Genomic DNA, 16,608 nt, shown 5'->3' on the forward strand with positions numbered 1-16,608 from the left:
CAGGGGAGGGCAGGCCGATGGCCAAGGCACAGCGGGCCAACCGCATGTGGCGGAACATGAACGCGAAAATCGCGGCGGTTCCAATGATACTGACAACGCTGGTGGTTTTCGTGGGCGGCACCGCCTGGACGGTGCTCTATTCCTTTACCGATTCCAAACTGCTGCCGCGCGAACGCTGGGTGGGCTTTGACCAATACGAACGGCTCTGGTCCAACTCGCGCTGGCTCACCTCCATCGAAAACCTGATGGTCTACGGCGTCCTCAGCCTGATCTTCACCATCTCCATCGGCTTTCTGCTTGCCGTGGCAATGGATCAGAAGATCCGCTTTGAAGACAGCTTCCGCACCATCATGCTTTACCCCTTTGCGCTGTCCTTCATCGTGACGGGCCTTGTCTGGCAATGGATCTTGAACCCCGAATTCGGCATCCAGTCCATCGTCCGCGGCCTTGGCTGGGAAAGCTTTACCTTCAACCCGCTCAACAACCCCGATCTGGTGCTCTATGGCCTGCTGATCGCCGGGCTTTGGCAAGGCACAGGGTTCGTCATGTGCCTCATGCTCGCAGGTCTGCGCGGCATTGATGAAGATATTTGGAAAGCCGCCCGCGTCGACGGCATCCCCACTTGGAAAACCTATCTGCTGATCATCCTGCCGATGATGCGCCCGGTGTTCATCACCACCCTCGTCATCGTCGCCGCTGGCATCATCAAGCTTTATGATCTGGTGGTCGCGCAAACCAGCGGTGGCCCCGGCACCGCAAGCCAAGTGCCCGCCATGTATGTCTATGACTACATGTTCCAAGCCCAGAACCTTGGCCAAGGCTTTGCGGCCTCCAGCATGATGCTGCTCAGCGTGCTGATCGTGCTGATCCCATGGGCCTACCTTGAATTCGGAGGCAAGAAACATGGCTGACCTCACCGCCACCTACAGCCGCAGCGATGCCGAACCGCGCGGTGCCAAGCCCAAACGCGCGCTCTCGGGCCGCAACATCATGATCTATGGCACGCTGCTGGTCTTCAGCGTCTATTACCTCTTGCCGCTCTGGGTCATGGTGATGACCAGTCTCAAGGGGATGCCCGAAATCCGCATGGGCAATATCTTTGCCCCGCCCGTGGAAATCACCTTTGAACCATGGGTCAAGGCGTGGTCACAGGCCTGCACCGGGCTCAATTGCGATGGCCTGTCGCGCGGCTTCTGGAATTCGGTCACCATCCTGATCCCTTCGGTGATCCTGTCCATCGCGGTGGCAAGCGTGAATGGCTACGCGCTGACCTTCTGGAAGTTCAAAGGGTCTGACATCTTCTTCACCATCCTGATCTTCGGGGCCTTCATCCCCTATCAGGTGATGCTCTATCCCATCGTCATCCTCTTGCGCGAAATGGGGCTTTATGGCTCGCTCTGGGGGCTGGTGCTGGTGCACACCATCTTTGGCATGCCCATCCTGACGCTGCTCTTCCGCAACTACTTCTCCACCATCCCCGAAGAGCTGTTCAAGGCCGCCCGTGTCGATGGCGCAGGCTTCTGGGCGATCTACGCCAAGATCCTGATGCCGATGAGCCTGCCGATCTTCGTGGTGGCGATCATCCTCCAAGTCACTGGAATCTGGAACGATTTCCTGTTTGGCGTGGTCTACACCAAACCCGATCTGTACCCGATGACCGTGCAGCTCAACAACATCGTCAACTCGGTGCAGGGGGTCAAGGAATACAACGTCAACATGGCCGCCACCTTGCTCACCGGGCTGGTGCCACTCTTCATCTACTTCATCTCCGGCAAATTGTTTGTTCGCGGCATCGCCGCCGGTGCTGTGAAAGGCTGATCTGCAACATGACCAACTCGATTGAAGTCAAGGACCTCACGCTGAACTTCGGCGCGGTCTCTGTTCTGAAAAATATGAACCTGAACGTGGCCGAAGGCGAATTCGTGGTGCTGCTGGGGCCTTCGGGCTGTGGCAAATCCACCTTGCTCAACTGCCTTGCGGGATTGCTGGAAATCACCGACGGGCAGATCTTCATCAAAGGCAAGAACGTGACATGGGCCGAGCCGAGCGCGCGCGGCATCGGCATGGTGTTTCAGTCCTATGCGCTTTACCCGCAAATGACGGTGCGCGGGAACCTGTCCTTTGGCCTGAAGAACGCCGGTGTCGCGCGGGACGAGATTGACCGCCGCGTTGCCCGCGCCGCCGAAATCCTGCAAATCGGCCCGCTCTTGGACCGCAAGCCCGCCGCGCTGTCGGGGGGGCAACGGCAGCGGGTCGCCATTGGCCGCGCGCTGGTGCGCGATGTGGATGTCTTCCTCTTTGACGAACCCTTGTCCAACCTGGATGCCAAACTGCGCTCGGAACTGCGGGTGGAAATCAAGCGTCTGCACGCGCAGTTGAAAAACACCATGGTCTATGTGACCCATGACCAGATCGAGGCGCTGACGCTGGCCGACCGCATCGCGGTGATGCGCGGCGGCATCATCCAGCAACTGGCCGCCCCGCAAGAGATCTATAACCGTCCGGCCAACCTCTTTGTCGCAGGCTTCATCGGCAGCCCGTCGATGAACTTCCTGCCCGGGGCCACGGTCGATGGCGGGAACGCCTTTCGCAAGGGCGATGTGACGCTCTCGCTCGCGGGCTACGAAGGCGGGCGGGTGGGCGCGCGCGACAAGGTGATCCTGGGCCTGCGCCCCGAACATCTGGGGGTGCAGGACCATGCCGAACCGGGCCTCACGATCCCGGCGATGGTGGAACTGGATGAACCCATGGGCGCGGATTCGCTGGTCTGGCTTCAGGCGGCGGGGACGCAAGTTTCGGTCCGCGTGCCGGTCGAACGCCGGATGACCCCCGGCACCCAGGTGCATCTGCGGGTGGATATGGCCAAGGCGAGCCTGTTTGACGCGGGCAGCGAGACAAGGATCTGACAGCCATGGATCTGGCAGGCATCTGGCGTCTCAGCGATGAGGCGGGGGAATATGACGTGCCTTTCGCGCTCCCCGGCGACGGGATCAGCGCGCTGCACGCGGCGGGGGCAATCCCCGACCCGTATTGGGGGCAGAACGAATACGGCCTGCGCTGGATCGCCGACCGCGACTGGACCGCAAGCCGCAGCTTTGACCATGACGGCTCAGACGCCGAGCTGGTGCTCGACGGCCTTGATACCGTGGCCGAGCTGCGGCTGAACGGGATGCCCGTGCTCCACGCCGCCAACGCCCACCGCCGCTGGCGGGTGCCGGTGGCGGGCCTGCTGCGGGCAGGCGAAAACCGCATCGAGATCACCTTCCGCTCGGTCGTCCGCGAAGGCGCCGCGCGCGCCGCCGCCCAGCCCTTTCCCATCCCCTACCACCAGCCCAATTGCCCGATCCCCCACGGCAACATGCTGCGCAAACCGCAATGCGATTTTGGCTGGGACTGGAACATCGCGCTGCCCAGCTTTGGCCTCTGGGGCCGCATCGCGCTTGACCCCACCGGCCCGCGCATCGGCGACATCCTGATCGACCAGCGCCACAGCCCGGGGCTCGCGGAAGTCACCTGCCGCATCGCCACCACCGAAGCCGAGGCCACCGCCACGCTTTGCGGCCAAACCGCCACCGCGCCCAGCATTGACGGCACCGCCACCCTCACCTTGCGCATCGCCAACCCCGATCTGTGGTGGCCCGCAGGGCAGGGCGCGCAGACGCTCCACATCCTCACCGTCACCTCTGGCCCCGCCACCGCCACCCGCCGCATCGGCCTGCGCGATCTGCGCCTGATCTCCGAACCCGATGCCGCCGGGCGCAGCTTTGCCTTCCACGTCAACCGCCGCCCGGTCTTTGCCAAAGGCGCCAACTGGATTCCCGCCGACGCGCTGCATGGCCGCATCACGCCCGCGCACACCCGCGCCTTGCTGCAATCGGCCAAGGACGCGCATATGAACATGATCCGCGTCTGGGGCGGCGGGCGCTATGAACCTGGCTGGTTCTATGACCTTTGCGACGAGCTGGGCCTGATGGTCTGGCAGGATTTCATGTTCGCCTGCCACCTCTACCCTTCCACTCCCGACTTCCTTGCCGAAGTCGAGGCCGAGGTGCGCGATGTCACCGCGCGGCTCAACCACCACGCCTGCATCGCGCTGTGGTGCGGCGACAATGAACTCATCGGCGCGCTCACCTGGTTTGACGAATCCCGCCGCGACCGCGACCGCTACCTCGTCAATTACGACCGCCTCAACCGCACCATCGAGTCCGCCCTGCGCGAGACGCTGCCGCAAGCCAACTGGTGGCCTTCCAGCCCCAGCCCCGGCCCGATGGCCTTTGGCGATGCCTGGCATGACGATTCCTCGGGCGACATGCATTTCTGGAGCGTCTGGCACGAGGGCCGCGATTTTGATCATTACCGCGCCGTGAAACCGCGCTTTTGCAGCGAATTCGGCTTTCAATCCTATCCGTCGCTGTCGGCCATCGCCCGCTTTGCCGACCCGCAAGACTGGAACATCGCCGCCCCGGTGATGGAAAGCCACCAGAAGAACGCGGGCGGCAATGCCCGCATCGCGGAAACCCTGTTCCGCACCTTTCGCTTTCCGGTGGATTTCCCCCATTTCGTCTACCTGTCCCAAGTGCAGCAAGGCCTTGCCATCCACACCGCCGTCACCGCCTGGCGCGCGCTGAAACCGCATTGCATGGGCACGCTCTACTGGCAGCTGAACGACACTTGGCCGGTGTGCTCATGGTCAAGTCTGGACCATGGCGGCAACTGGAAGCTGTTGCACCATATGGCGCGGCGCTTCTTTGCCCCGGTCACCGTCATCGCCCTGCCAGAAGGCGACAGCATCACGCTCAAGGGCGTGAACGACACCGGGCATGACCTGCCGATCACCCTGCAGGTGCAGGCGATCGACATGGCAGGCCGCCGCCGCCCGCTGGTGGTGACCGAGGCCAACCTGTGCCCCAAGGGCGCCACGCCTTGCACCGTGATCGACCGCGCGCAGCTGCGCCCCGATGAAATCCTGCATTGGCACTGGTCCGACGGGGCCGAGGCCACGGGCGAAGACCTTTTCGCCCCGCAGCCGTGGAAGGCCTATGCGCTGCGCCCGCCGCAGATCACCCAGACCGTTGCGCGAAAGGGGCAGGACTGGGACATCACGCTCAGCGCCCAGACGCTTGCCCCCTTCACCGCACTTGAATCCGATGTGCCGGGGCAGTTTTCCGACAATGCATTTCCGCTGATCCCCGGCGCTCCGCGCGTGATCCGCTTCACCACCGCTGCTCCGGGCAGACCGCAATTCACCCTGCGCCACCTGCACGCGGCCACCTATGGCACCTGAAAGGACCTCTCCGCATGTTCTCTTATCAACTCTATTCCTCGCGCAACTTCCCGCCCATGTCCGCCACGTTTGAGATGCTGGCCGAGGCGGGCTATACGGCGGTCGAAGGCTATGGCGCGCTTTATGCCGATGATGCCGCGGTCGAGGCGACCAAGGCCGGGCTGGCCGCCACCGGCCTGACCATGCCCACCGGGCATTTCAGCCTTCAGATGCTGGAAAACGAAGTGCCCAAGGTGCTGGCCATCGCCCGCGCGCTGAAGATGGAAAAGCTCTACTGCCCCTTCGTCATGCCGGATGAGCGCCCCACCACCGGGCAAGGCTGGCACGATTTTGGCGCGCGGCTGGAGAAGGCGGCACAGGTCTACCGCGCCGAAGGCTATGGCTTTGGCTGGCACAACCATGATTTCGAATTCCGCCCCACCGCCGATGGCGCCATCCCGCAAGAGGAAATCTTCAACGGCGGCCCGCATCTGGAATGGGAAATGGATGTGGCTTGGGTGATCCGGGGCGGGGCCGACCCGCTGGCATGGATCGAACGCTACAGCGACCGCATCACCGCCGCCCATGTCAAGGACATCGCCCCCGCAGGCGAGAACGCAGCCGAAGATGGCTGGGCCGATGTCGGCCACGGCACTGTGGACTGGCCCGCCATCATGGCCGCCTTGCGCGGCATCGGCGTGCGGCATTTCGTGATGGAACATGACAACCCATCCGATCACGCGCGCTTCGCCACCCGCGCCATCGCATCCGCCAAGGGGTTCTGAACATGGCAAATCTGGGGTTGGGCATCATCGGATGCGGCAATATCTCGACCAGCTATCTGCGGCTGGCACCCTTGTTCAAAGGCTTGGACGTGCGCGCCGTGGCCGATGTGAACATGGCCGCGGCAACCGCCCGCGCGGCCGAGTTCAACGTGAAGGCGCAATCGGTCGATGACCTTCTGGCCAATCCGGATGTGGATGTGGTCATCAACCTGACCATACCCGACGCGCATTTCGCGGTGACAAAGCGCATTCTGGAGGCGGGCAAACACGCCTATTCCGAAAAGCCGCTGGTGCTCTCGCTCGAGCAAGGCGAGACCTTGCGCGCCCTTGCCGCGTCCAAGGGGCTGGCGGTGGGCTGCGCGCCCGACACCTTTCTGGGCGGCGCGCACCAACAGGCGCGCGCCCTGCTGGATGAAGGCAAAATCGGAGAGATTACAGCCGGTTGCGCGGCGGTGTTGAACCACGGGATGGAACATTGGCACCCCAACCCCGATTTCTTCTTTCTGCCGGGTGCCGGGCCGATGCTGGACCTTGGCCCCTATTATGTGGCGAACCTGATCAACCTGCTGGGCCCGGTGCGGCGGGTGGGGGCGCTCACCAGTTCGGCGCAGGCGGAGCGCACCATTTCCAACGGTCCGCGCAACGGCGAAACCGTGCCGGTGAAGACGCCCACCAACATCCATGCGCTGTTGGAGTTCCACAGCGGCGCGACGATCAACCTGTCGACAAGCTGGGATGTCTGGCACCACAAGCGCGGGCATTTCGAGCTTTATGGCACCGAAGGCACTCTTTACGTGCCCGACCCCAACTTCTTTGGCGGCGCGGTCGAGATTGGCCACAAGGACGGCAGCCTGGAGGCGGTGGCGCCTTGGGATCATCCCTTTGGCGTGCCCAATCAAGAGCATCCCAAGCATGGCGCGCTGGCGAATTACCGCACGGCGGGGCTGGCGGATATGGTGCAGGCCTTGATGGCGGGCCGCGACGCGCGCTGCTCGCTCGACCGGACGCTGCACGGGGTGGATGTGATGATGGCCTGTCTGACCTCGGGGGAAAGCGGGGGGTTCGTGACCCTGACGACCACCTGCACGCGGCCCGAGGCGCTTGGCATCAACGAGGCACGCGCGCTTCTGGCGTAGGCGCGGCCCGGATGTCGGCACCGGGGGGCTTCGCGCCCCCCGGACCCCCCGCGGGATATTTGGAAACAGATGACAGGCGGGCAAGGGTTAAAAATTGGTTAAAGTGGCAAAGGCAAGTCGTTGAAAAGGCTTGGATTTGCGATGTGTAACACAGGGAGCGACATGGTCCGGAACCCCATCTTGCGCGGCTTCAACCCCGACCCCAGCTTTTGCCGGGTGGGGGAGGATTACTATATCGCCACCTCCACTTTCGAGTGGTATCCGGGGGTGCAGATCCACCACAGCCGCGACCTTGTGAACTGGCGGCTGGTGGCGCGCCCCCTCAACCGGGCGGCCATGCTGGACATGCGGGGCAACCCGGATTCGGGCGGGGTCTGGGCGCCCTGCCTGTCATGGTCGGAGGGGCGGTTCTGGCTGGTCTATACCGATGTGAAGCGGCTGGAGGGCAACTTCAAGGACGCCCACAATTACATCACCACCTGCGAGACGATCGACGGGGTGTGGTGCGACCCGTGGTATGTGAACGCCTCGGGGTTCGATCCCTCGCTGTTCCACGATCGCGACGGCCGGAAGTGGTTTGTCAACATGCGCTGGAACCACCGCTGGGCCGGGAGCGGGGTGAATGCGGCGCATGACCGGTTCGACGGGATCGAGTTGCAGGAGTGGTCGCCCGAGCGCGGGCTGTTCGGGCCGAAGCATGACATCTACGCGGGCTCGGATCTTGGCCTGACCGAAGCGCCGCACCTGTTCTGGCGGGAAGGCTGGTATTACCTGACCACCGCCGAGGGCGGCACCGGCTATGACCATGCGGTGACGCTGGCGCGGTCGCGGCGGATCGAGGGGCCTTATGAGACGCATCCCGCCCAGCATGTGATCACCGCCCGCCACGCCCCCGATCACCCTGTGCAGCGGATGGGGCATGGGCAGTATGTCGAAGGGCATGACGGTCGCCATTGGCACAGCTTTCTGTGCGGTCGCCCGATGCCGGGGCCGCAGGGGCCTTTCTGCGCGACGGGACGCGAGACCGGGCTGGCTGAGGTGGAATGGCGCGACGGCTGGCTGTGGTTGAAGGCGGGCGGGCAGATTGCGCCGACCGAACTCCCGCTGGCGGGCGCGCAGCGGGTTGGCTCGGTGCAGGTCTGCGACTTTCACGGACCCGACCTGCCGCTTGAGTTCCAATGGCTGCGCACGCCTTACCCGGAGCGGCTGTTCACGATGACCGGAACCTGCCTGCGGCTGACCGGTCGGGAAAGCCTTGGGTCTTGGTATGAGCAAAGCCTGATTGCCCGGCGCCAAGAAGAGAGCGCCTATACCGCGAGCGCCACCTTCCGCGCCGATCCCCCCAGCTGGCAGCAGGCGGTGGGGATGTGCACCTATTACAACCGCCACAAGTTCCATGCCGCGCTGATCACGCGGGAGGCGGGCGCGCGGGTGGTGAGCCTTGTCTCTTGCCTTGGCGACTGGCAGCGGGAACGGCTGACCTTTCACGCCCGCGTTCCATGCCCGGACGGGGAGGTCACGCTGGGGGTCCGGGTGGCCGGGGCCGCGCAGCAATTTACGCTGAACGGGCAGGACATCGGGCCAGAGCTGGACGCGTCGCTGATCTCGGACGAGGGTGGCAAGGGGGAGCATGCGAGCTTTACCGGTGCCTTCGTCGGCGTGGTGGCGCATGATCTGACCGGGCAGGGCTGGCAGGCCGATGTGACGCGTTTCGAATATGACGACCGGATTTGATCACATCTTGATTGCGGCGCCGAACCCGTCATAAGGGGACAGTGTGAGGGGGCAGGCCTGATGGACGCGGAGAACCGGAAGATTCCCACCCATGAGGTGACCTACGCGCGGTTGCGCGACATGATCCTGTTCGGGCATCTGGAGCCCGGTTCTGCCGTGACCATTCAAGGGCTGATCTCGGATCTGGGCGCAGGGATGACCCCGGTCCGAGAGGCGATCCGGCGGCTGACGGCGGAAGGCGCGCTGGAGCCGCAGGGCAACCGCCGGGTGGCGGTCCCGGGGATGACAATGCCGGTGCTGGAGCAGGTGGCCTTTGCCCGGATGACGATCGAGCCGAAACTGGCCGAGATGGCGGCGGCACATTTGTCACCCGCGCTGATCGACCAGTTGCAGGCGCTGGACAACAGCGTGGACAGCGCGATCCGCGCCGGGGACATACCGGGATATTTGCAAGCCAATCACGCGTTCCACTTCTGTCTGTATGGAGCGTCGGGCGCGCCGGTTCTGGTGGATATGGCGCAGTCGATGTGGCTGCGCTTTGGTCCTTCGCTGCGGGTGGTCTGCACGCGGTTTGGCAGCGATGCCTTGCCTGACCGCCATGTGGAGGCATTGGCCGCGATGCGCGCGGGCGCTGCGGGAGGCCTGCGTGAGGCGATTGAGCGCGATATCGCGCAAGGCGTGGATCAGGTGAAACTGGCCTTGGCTCAGGGCGGGATCTGAGAAGCAAGGGCCCTGCCTGTCTCTGCGTGTAAAAATTTGATCAAATTCCTTGCTCCGCGCCAGATTTGATCATATCTTCGGTGCAAGCCGGGGCTTGGATGTCCTGCAGCAACACGAAAGGGCATGGCCATGAACATGATCACCAACCATCTGCCGACCGCCGAGCTTCAGGCCTTGGATGCGGCCCATCACATGCATCCTTTCACGGATTCCAACGGGCTTGCCGCCAAAGGTGCGCGGGTGATCACGCGTGGCAAGGGCGTTTGGCTGACCGATTCCGAAGGCAACCAGATCATCGACGGCATGGCGGGCCTGTGGTGCGTGAACATCGGCTATGGTCGCAAGGAACTGGCCGAGGTTGCGGCGCGGCAAATGGAAGAGTTGGCCTATTACAACACCTTCTTTCAGACGACCCATGTGCCGGCCATCGCGCTGGCCGCCAAGATCGCGGAACTGGCCCCCGGTGATCTAAACCACGTGTTCTTCGCGGGTTCGGGATCTGAGGCCAATGACACCAACATCCGTCTTGTGCGGCGCTATTGGGATGTCAAAGGCCAGCCTGAGCGGCGGATCATCATCAGCCGCAAGAATGGCTATCACGGGTCAACCATGGGCGGCGGCAGCCTTGGCGGCATGGCGCCGATCCACGCGCATGGCGGCAAGATCGACGGGATCGTGCACATCGACCAGCCCTATTGGTGGGGCGAAGGCGGCGACATGGACGAGGGCGAATTCGGCCTTGAGCGGGCGCGTCAGCTGGAAGACAAGATCCTTGAACTGGGGGCCGACAAGGTCGCGGCCTTCATCGGCGAGCCGGTGCAGGGCGCGGGCGGGGTGATCATTCCCCCGGCAACCTATTGGCCGGAAATCCAGCGCATTTGCGACAAATACGGCATCCTCTTCATCGCGGATGAAGTGATCACCGGCTTTGGCCGCACCGGCAACTGGTTCGGCAGCCAGACCTTTGGCATCAAGCCCCATATCATGACCATCGCCAAGGGCCTGTCCTCGGGCTATCAGCCCATCGGCGGGTCGATCATCTGTGATGAGGTGGCGGCGACGGTGGCGGAAGGCGGCGAGTTCTTCCATGGCTACACCTACAGCGGCCATCCGGTGGCGGCGGCGGTGGCGCTGGAAAATCTGCGCATCCTGCAAGAAGAGCATATCGTCGAACACGTCCGCAACGTGGCGCATCCCTACCTCAAAGAGCGCTGGGCGGCACTGACCGATCATCCTTTGGTGGGGGAGGCGAAGCTTTCTGGACTGATGGGGTCCATCGCCCTGACGCCGGACAAGGCCAAGCGCGCAAAGTTCGCAGGCGAGCAGGGCACGGTGGGCTTTCGCTGCCGTGAACGCTGCTTTGCCAACAATCTGATCATGCGCCATGTTGGCGACCGGATGATCATTGCGCCGCCTTTGGTGATCACGCCGTCCGAAATCGACATTCTGATCGACCGCGCCCGGACCAGCCTTGACGAATGCTATGCCGGGCTCAAGGCGGACGGACTTCTCGTCGCGGGCTGACCTTCGGAGAAAGCCGCATCAGGCTTGCACCTTTCCCAAATACTCCCGCCGGAGGCATCCCCGGCCTGCACAGCGCGCGGCCTCCTTTGGTCGCGCGCTGTTCGCTTTCCCGTCAGCGCGGGCGCACCCCTGCTTGAGATTGGCCGCTGACTTGCCTACACAGGACACAAAGGACAAGAGGGCTGATCATGCGTATCCATTCCGATCTTGCTGACACCATCGGCAACACCCCGTTGCTGAAACTCAAGCGCGCGTCCGAGATGACGGGCTGCACCATCTTGGGCAAATGCGAGTTTCTCAATCCGGGCCAGTCGGTCAAGGACCGCGCGGCGCTTTACATCATTCGCGATGCGGTGGCGCGCGGGGCATTGAAGCCTGGCGGGACCATTGTGGAAGGCACCGCTGGCAACACTGGGATCGGCCTTGCTTTGGTGGGGGCCTCGATGGGGTTCAAGACGGTGATCGTGATCCCGGAAACCCAGAGCCAAGAAAAGAAGGACATGCTGCGGCTGGCGGGCGCCGAGCTGGTGCAGGTGCCCGCAGCCCCGTACAAGAACCCGAACAATTACGTGCGCTATTCCGGACGTCTGGCGGAAGCCTTGGCGCGGACCGAACCCAATGGCGCGATCTGGGCCAATCAGTTTGACAATGTGGCCAACCGTCTGGCGCATATCGAAACCACGGGACCCGAGATCTGGGAGCAGACCGGTGGCAAGGTCGATGGTTTTATCTGTGCGGTTGGCTCGGGTGGCACGCTTGCCGGGGTGGGCATGGCCTTGCAGCCCAAGGGCGTGAAGATCGGTCTGGCCGATCCCGAAGGCGCCGCGCTGCACGCGTTTTATACCACCGGAAAGTTGGAAAGCCCGGGCAACAGCATCACCGAAGGCATCGGACAAGGGCGGATCACCGCCAATCTTGAAGGCTTTACCCCCGATTTCAGCTATCGCATTCCGGATGCCGAGGCGTTGCCTTTGGTCTTTGACATGCTGGAGGACGAGGGCATCTGCTTGGGCGGGTCGTCGGGGATCAACATTGCGGGTGCGATCCGGATGGCGCAGCAGATGGGGCCGGGACATACGATCGTGACCATCCTGTGCGACTACGGCAATCGCTATCAGTCCAAGCTCTACAATCCAGCCTTCCTGCGCGAAAAGGGCCTACCGGTCCCGGCTTGGTTGGAGGCCGCGCCGAAATCCTTGCCCAGCGTGTTTGAAGACGCATGAGGATGCGCCGTGATGTGACCCGCCTGCGCGCCTTTCTGGGCGCGCTGATTTTGCTGCTGTTGCCTGCGCTTGCCTTGGCGCAGGCGGGCGGTGCAGAGCAAGGTGCGCAAACGCGGCCAGTCATTGGCCAAGGTGTTGGCGGAGCCGTGCAAACACCGCCCCCATCGGCCGCGCCGCAGGCACAGGAAGGGTCAGAGCTGGATTACGCCGCTTGGGAACAAGTGGCGGAACAGGCCGAGGCTGCCTTGGCCGACCCGAGCGCACCCGCCGTGGGGCTGGATGTGTTGCGCGCGCAGCTTGTGGAATGGCGCGCGGCCTTGCTTTTGGCGCAGAACACCAATTCCTCGCGCATTGCAACACTGCGGCAGCAGATCTCGGCCCTCGGGCCGGCGCCCGAGGAAGGGCAGACCGAGGCCGAAGAGATTGCCGCGCGCCGGTCTGCCTTGAACGAGCAACTTGCCCGACTCCAGGCCCCGGGCATCGCGGCAGAAGAAGCCTATCGCCGTGCGGACGGTCTGATCTCGGAGATCGACCGCACCTTGCGGGAGCGGCAGGCGGATGAGCTTTTGCAGCTGTTTCCATCGCCGCTGAACCCTGCCAATTGGCCCGAAGCGGTGCGTGTGGCGACGGGCGTGTTGTCGGGCATCTGGGCCGAGACACAGCGACGCTGGGCTGCGCCGACCGCGCATGAGACGCTGGTGAACAACCTGCCTGCCATCCTGTTCCTGCTGCTGTTCAGCGTGGTGCTGATCTGGCGCGGGCGACCGCTGGTGGAAAGTGTGGTTGATCGGATCAACAAGCGGTGGTCGGCCCGTGGCGTGCGGGTGGGCACCCTTGTCCTGTCGCTTGGGCAGATCGTGGTGCCGACCTTGGGCGTGATGGCATTGTCCCATGCGCTAAGCCTGACGGGCATGTTCGGCATCGTGGGAAATGTCTTGCTGGATGCCCTTCCTGGCGCAGGCTTGCTGTTGTTCACCGCGATCTGGCTCGGGGGGCAACTCTTTCCGCATGACTATGACTTTCTGCCCTTGCCGCTGAGCCCGGAGGCGCGGGCGGAGGGCAGGTTCCTGACCGCGCTTTACGGCGTCGTTTTGGCACTTGAGGCGCTGCGGCTGTCGATCTTCGATCAGCAGGCGCTTTCCGAGACGGCACGCGCCGTGCTGGCCTTCCCGGCCATTCTTGTGGCCGCAGTGCTTTTGGTGCGTATCGGACGCCTCATACGGCTGACGGTCACTGCCGACGCGATCGGCGATGACGAGGTCGGGTTTCGCAATCGGATCATTTCCCTATTGGGGCGCGGCGCCATCCTGATCGGCTTCTTGGCACCGGTGCTGGGAGCGATCGGATATGTTCCGGCGGCGGCGGCTTTGGTCTTTCCGGCGGCGACCTCTTTGGCCTTGCTGGGTCTTCTCTACATCCTGCAGGTTGTGGTGACCGATGTATATGCGGTGATCACCCGCAACGAGGACGGCGCGCGCAATGCGCTGGTGCCCGTGCTGGTGGGCTTTGGTCTGGTGCTGGCGGCTCTGCCGGTTTTCGCGTTGATCTGGGGCGCGCGGGTGGCGGATCTGACCGAGATCTGGACGCGCCTGCGTGAAGGGTTCACGGTGGGCGAAACCCGGATTTCGCCCACGAATTTTCTGTTTTTTGCCGTGCTGTTCGGTGTGGGCATCACCGTGACGCGCCTGTTTCAGGGCGCGTTGCGGGGGTCGATCCTGCCGCGGACATCCCTTGACCAAGGCGCGCGCAATGCGCTTGTTTCGGGTGTTGGCTATGTGGGAATCTTTCTGGCGGGATTGATCGCGATCAATTCCGCCGGGATCGACCTGTCCGGGCTGGCGATTGTTGCCGGTGCCTTGTCGGTCGGCATCGGTTTCGGCTTGCAGAACATCGTGTCGAACTTCGTGTCTGGCATCATTCTGCTCATCGAGCGTCCGGTGAGCGAGGGCGACTGGATCGAGGTGGGAGGCGTGCAGGGCACCGTGCGGTCGATCTCGGTGCGATCAACGCGCATCCAGACCTTTGACCGCACCGATGTGATCGTGCCGAATACCGATCTGGTGGCGGGGCGCGTGACGAACTGGACGCGCTACAACCTGTCAGGCCGTCTGATCGTGCCGGTTGGCGTCGCCTATGGCTCGGACACCCGCAAGGTGACGCGGATCTTGCAAGAGATCGCAGAGGCACAGCCATTGGCCATTCTGAACCCGCCGCCGATGGTGGTGTTCATGGCCTTCGGGGCGGATTCGCTGAACTTTGAAATCCGCATCATCTTGCGCGATGTCAATTTTTCACTGTCGGTGCGGAGCGAGATCAACCATCAGATCGCACAGCGCTTTGCCGAGGAAGGCATTGAGATTCCGTTTGCCCAATCGGATGTGACGCTGCGCAATGCCGCCGAGATTGCCGATCTGTTGCGTCAGCTTCCGGGCGTGCAAGGCGCTGGCATGACCGAAAACGCGCTGCCCGCGAATGCGTCTGCGCGGCAATTGGAGGCCCGCCCCGAAGGACCATTGCCGCGTGACCAATTCCCGGGCGAAGGGATGACGGAGCCATCGCCCGGCACGCAGAAATCTGGAGATTAGACGATGACCGAGGCCGTCTTCCGCACGGATGCCTATGCCCAGCAAATCGCGTCACGGGTGACCGGGCACACCCCCGAGGGGGGGATCTTGGTGGATCGGTCGGTGTTCTATCCGACGGGTGGCGGACAACCGGGCGACAATGGTTGGGTCGAATGGGCCGGTGGACGCCTGACGATTGCGACCGCGGTCAAGGTTGAGGGGGGGCAGATTGCACTGGTTCCGGCCGAACCCTTGGCATTGCCCCCGGTCGGCACCGAGCTGTTCCAGCGTCTGGATTGGGCGCGGCGTCACCGGCACATGCGGATGCACACCGCCCTGCACCTTTTGTCGGTGGTCATCCCGCTGCCCGTGACCGGTGGCCAGATCGGGGCAGAGCGGGGGCGTCTGGATTTTGACATGCCAGATCCGCCAGCCGATCTGGAGCAGCTGACGCGCGCCTTGAACGCCCTGATTGGCCGGGATCTGCCCGTGAGCGATGACTGGATCACGGATGCCGAACTGCGTGCCAACCCGGGCTTGGTGAAAACACTGTCGGTGATGCCGCCCATGGGGCAGGGGCGTGTGCGCTTGGTCAGAATCGGCGCGGGACCGGATCAGGTTGATGTGCAACCCTGTGGCGGGACCCACGTGGCGCGCACCGGAGAAATCGGGCGCGTCGACATTTCCAAGATCGAGAAAAAAGGGCGACAGAACCGGCGTGTCACCGTGACACTGACGGCCTGAGCCGTTCAGAGCCTGTCTGGCACCCGGTTCAGGGCCGTCTGTATATGCGGCGCGAGCGATTGCAGCGGCTGCGTTCCGCAAGCGCGGGCGGCTGACAGCCGGCTGCTGCAGCTGTTTTCAACGCGCTGCATCACGATCGCGGTCAGCCGATTGGCCTCGGGCAGGCGGCGGCGGGTGACGAAGGAGATTCCGCTGTAATAATCGGGCATGGCATCAAGGCCATATTCGAAATAGGTCACGTTCATCTGATCGTTATAGGGTGTGCGTGACATCAGCGCGAAACCATCGAATTGCTGGAACAATTGCCCTTCATATCCGGTGGAGCGTGCATGGCGCTTGGTGCCGCTGCGGATGGCCACATCGTGAATGTCATAGCCTTTCCACAGCTTCTCATTGCCCTTGCGAAAGATCCGCGCCATGCCGCAATAGGCCCGTTCCGGTTGGCGAAAGGATTTGCGCCAGTAGCGATAAATGCCATCCGGCAGCAGGTAGTGGTCAAAGGGGCGTTTGGTGTCGATGGTCAGGCGCGCGGGTGCGGGGGCGTCGGAACCAACGGGCTGGGCAGGCGGATCGAGACGGTGGAGCAGGATGTTTGCATCGACGCCGAAATGGGTGCAGATCCGGAACAGCACATCGGGGCGTGGGAAGGCCGCCCCCGAGAGATAGCGGTTGAATTGCGTGCGGTTGACCCCGATGGTTCGGCACAAGGCGCTGATCGAAGGCGAGGACTGGGACATCTGGCGCAGATTGTCTCCCAGAATCATCCGGAGGTCTGCCGGGTTGGGTGAGGCGCGTCGTGTCATCTGGTGATCCGGTCCTGCGCTGAACCCGCGATCGTCACAACAGCGGGACGCGAAATTGATGCCAAAGCGCGTCACGTCCTGCAAGTCTTGATGTTGTTCAGCGTCAGCGCTG

General features: G+C 63.4%; 13 protein-coding genes. 12 read left to right on the forward strand and 1 reads right to left on the reverse strand.

Going from position 1 to position 16,608, the window contains the following annotated elements; translation table 11 throughout:
- Positions 1–17 precede the first annotated feature (17 nt).
- From CUR21_RS04095 to CUR21_RS04150, 12 genes are all read left to right on the forward strand, one after another.
- Positions 18–911, forward strand: coding sequence for a carbohydrate ABC transporter permease (locus tag CUR21_RS04095; protein ID WP_100195745.1), 894 nt, complete (start codon positions 18–20; stop codon positions 909–911).
- Positions 904–1,818, forward strand: a complete 915-nt coding sequence (locus tag CUR21_RS04100) for a carbohydrate ABC transporter permease (RefSeq protein WP_100195746.1) — start codon at positions 904–906, stop codon at positions 1,816–1,818. Before CUR21_RS04095 ends, CUR21_RS04100 begins: the two co-directional genes overlap by 8 nt.
- Positions 1,819–1,826: 8 nt before the next feature.
- Positions 1,827–2,906, forward strand: a complete 1,080-nt coding sequence (locus CUR21_RS04105) for an ABC transporter ATP-binding protein (protein WP_100195747.1) — start codon at positions 1,827–1,829, stop codon at positions 2,904–2,906.
- A 5-nt stretch (positions 2,907–2,911) separates the two neighbouring features.
- Positions 2,912–5,284: a glycoside hydrolase family 2 protein gene (locus CUR21_RS04110; RefSeq protein ID WP_100195748.1), complete on the forward strand. Its 2,373-nt coding sequence runs from the start codon at positions 2,912–2,914 to the stop codon at positions 5,282–5,284.
- 14 nt (positions 5,285–5,298) lie between these two features.
- Positions 5,299–6,048 carry a sugar phosphate isomerase/epimerase gene (locus tag CUR21_RS04115; protein ID WP_100195749.1) on the forward strand — a complete coding sequence of 250 codons (750 nt, stop codon included), beginning with the start codon at positions 5,299–5,301 and terminating at the stop codon, positions 6,046–6,048.
- 2 nt (positions 6,049–6,050) lie between these two features.
- Complete coding sequence (locus CUR21_RS04120) at positions 6,051–7,184, forward strand: Gfo/Idh/MocA family protein (RefSeq protein WP_100195750.1); 1,134 nt, start codon at positions 6,051–6,053, stop codon at positions 7,182–7,184.
- A 162-nt stretch (positions 7,185–7,346) separates the two neighbouring features.
- Complete coding sequence (locus tag CUR21_RS04125; protein WP_100195751.1) at positions 7,347–8,918, forward strand: glycoside hydrolase family 43 protein; 1,572 nt, start codon at positions 7,347–7,349, stop codon at positions 8,916–8,918.
- A 60-nt stretch (positions 8,919–8,978) separates the two neighbouring features.
- Positions 8,979–9,638, forward strand: coding sequence for a GntR family transcriptional regulator (locus CUR21_RS04130; protein ID WP_100195752.1), 660 nt, complete (start codon positions 8,979–8,981; stop codon positions 9,636–9,638).
- A 129-nt stretch (positions 9,639–9,767) separates the two neighbouring features.
- Positions 9,768–11,162, forward strand: coding sequence for an aspartate aminotransferase family protein (locus tag CUR21_RS04135; protein ID WP_100195898.1), 1,395 nt, complete (start codon positions 9,768–9,770; stop codon positions 11,160–11,162).
- Positions 11,163–11,350: 188 nt separating this feature from the next.
- Positions 11,351–12,385 (forward strand): cysteine synthase A, encoded by a 1,035-nt coding sequence (locus tag CUR21_RS04140; RefSeq protein WP_100195753.1) that lies wholly within the window; start codon positions 11,351–11,353, stop codon positions 12,383–12,385.
- 2 nt (positions 12,386–12,387) lie between these two features.
- A complete protein-coding gene (locus CUR21_RS04145; RefSeq protein ID WP_100195754.1) occupies positions 12,388–14,970 on the forward strand; it encodes a DUF3772 domain-containing protein in 2,583 nt (860 codons plus the stop codon).
- Positions 14,971–14,973: 3 nt separating this feature from the next.
- Positions 14,974–15,693, forward strand: a complete 720-nt coding sequence (locus CUR21_RS04150) for an alanyl-tRNA editing protein (RefSeq protein ID WP_100195755.1) — start codon at positions 14,974–14,976, stop codon at positions 15,691–15,693.
- A gap of 5 nt (positions 15,694–15,698) precedes the next feature.
- Here the strand turns inward: CUR21_RS04150 and CUR21_RS04155 are convergent, their stop codons facing one another.
- A complete protein-coding gene (locus CUR21_RS04155; RefSeq protein ID WP_157791929.1) occupies positions 15,699–16,496 on the reverse strand; it encodes a helix-turn-helix domain-containing protein in 798 nt (265 codons plus the stop codon).
- Positions 16,497–16,608 lie beyond the last annotated feature (112 nt).

The sequence above is a fragment of the Pseudorhodobacter sp. MZDSW-24AT genome (genome assembly GCF_002794355.1).
GTDB lineage: Bacteria > Pseudomonadota > Alphaproteobacteria > Rhodobacterales > Rhodobacteraceae > Pseudotabrizicola.

Coding starts and splice junctions, on each gene's coding strand:
- CUR21_RS04115 (WP_100195749.1), top strand. CDS start 5,299: ATGTTCTCTTATCAACTCTATTCCTCGCGCAACTTCCCGCCCATGTCC.
- CUR21_RS04125 (WP_100195751.1), top strand. CDS start 7,347: ATGGTCCGGAACCCCATCTTGCGCGGCTTCAACCCCGACCCCAGCTTT.
- CUR21_RS04100 (WP_100195746.1), top strand. CDS start 904: ATGGCTGACCTCACCGCCACCTACAGCCGCAGCGATGCCGAACCGCGC.
- CUR21_RS04110 (WP_100195748.1), top strand. CDS start 2,912: ATGGATCTGGCAGGCATCTGGCGTCTCAGCGATGAGGCGGGGGAATAT.
- CUR21_RS04130 (WP_100195752.1), top strand. CDS start 8,979: ATGGACGCGGAGAACCGGAAGATTCCCACCCATGAGGTGACCTACGCG.
- CUR21_RS04105 (WP_100195747.1), top strand. CDS start 1,827: ATGACCAACTCGATTGAAGTCAAGGACCTCACGCTGAACTTCGGCGCG.
- CUR21_RS04095 (WP_100195745.1), top strand. CDS start 18: ATGGCCAAGGCACAGCGGGCCAACCGCATGTGGCGGAACATGAACGCG.
- CUR21_RS04135 (WP_100195898.1), top strand. CDS start 9,768: ATGAACATGATCACCAACCATCTGCCGACCGCCGAGCTTCAGGCCTTG.
- CUR21_RS04150 (WP_100195755.1), top strand. CDS start 14,974: ATGACCGAGGCCGTCTTCCGCACGGATGCCTATGCCCAGCAAATCGCG.
- CUR21_RS04145 (WP_100195754.1), top strand. CDS start 12,388: ATGCGCCGTGATGTGACCCGCCTGCGCGCCTTTCTGGGCGCGCTGATT.
- CUR21_RS04120 (WP_100195750.1), top strand. CDS start 6,051: ATGGCAAATCTGGGGTTGGGCATCATCGGATGCGGCAATATCTCGACC.
- CUR21_RS04155 (WP_157791929.1), bottom strand. CDS start 16,496: ATGACACGACGCGCCTCACCCAACCCGGCAGACCTCCGGATGATTCTG.
- CUR21_RS04140 (WP_100195753.1), top strand. CDS start 11,351: ATGCGTATCCATTCCGATCTTGCTGACACCATCGGCAACACCCCGTTG.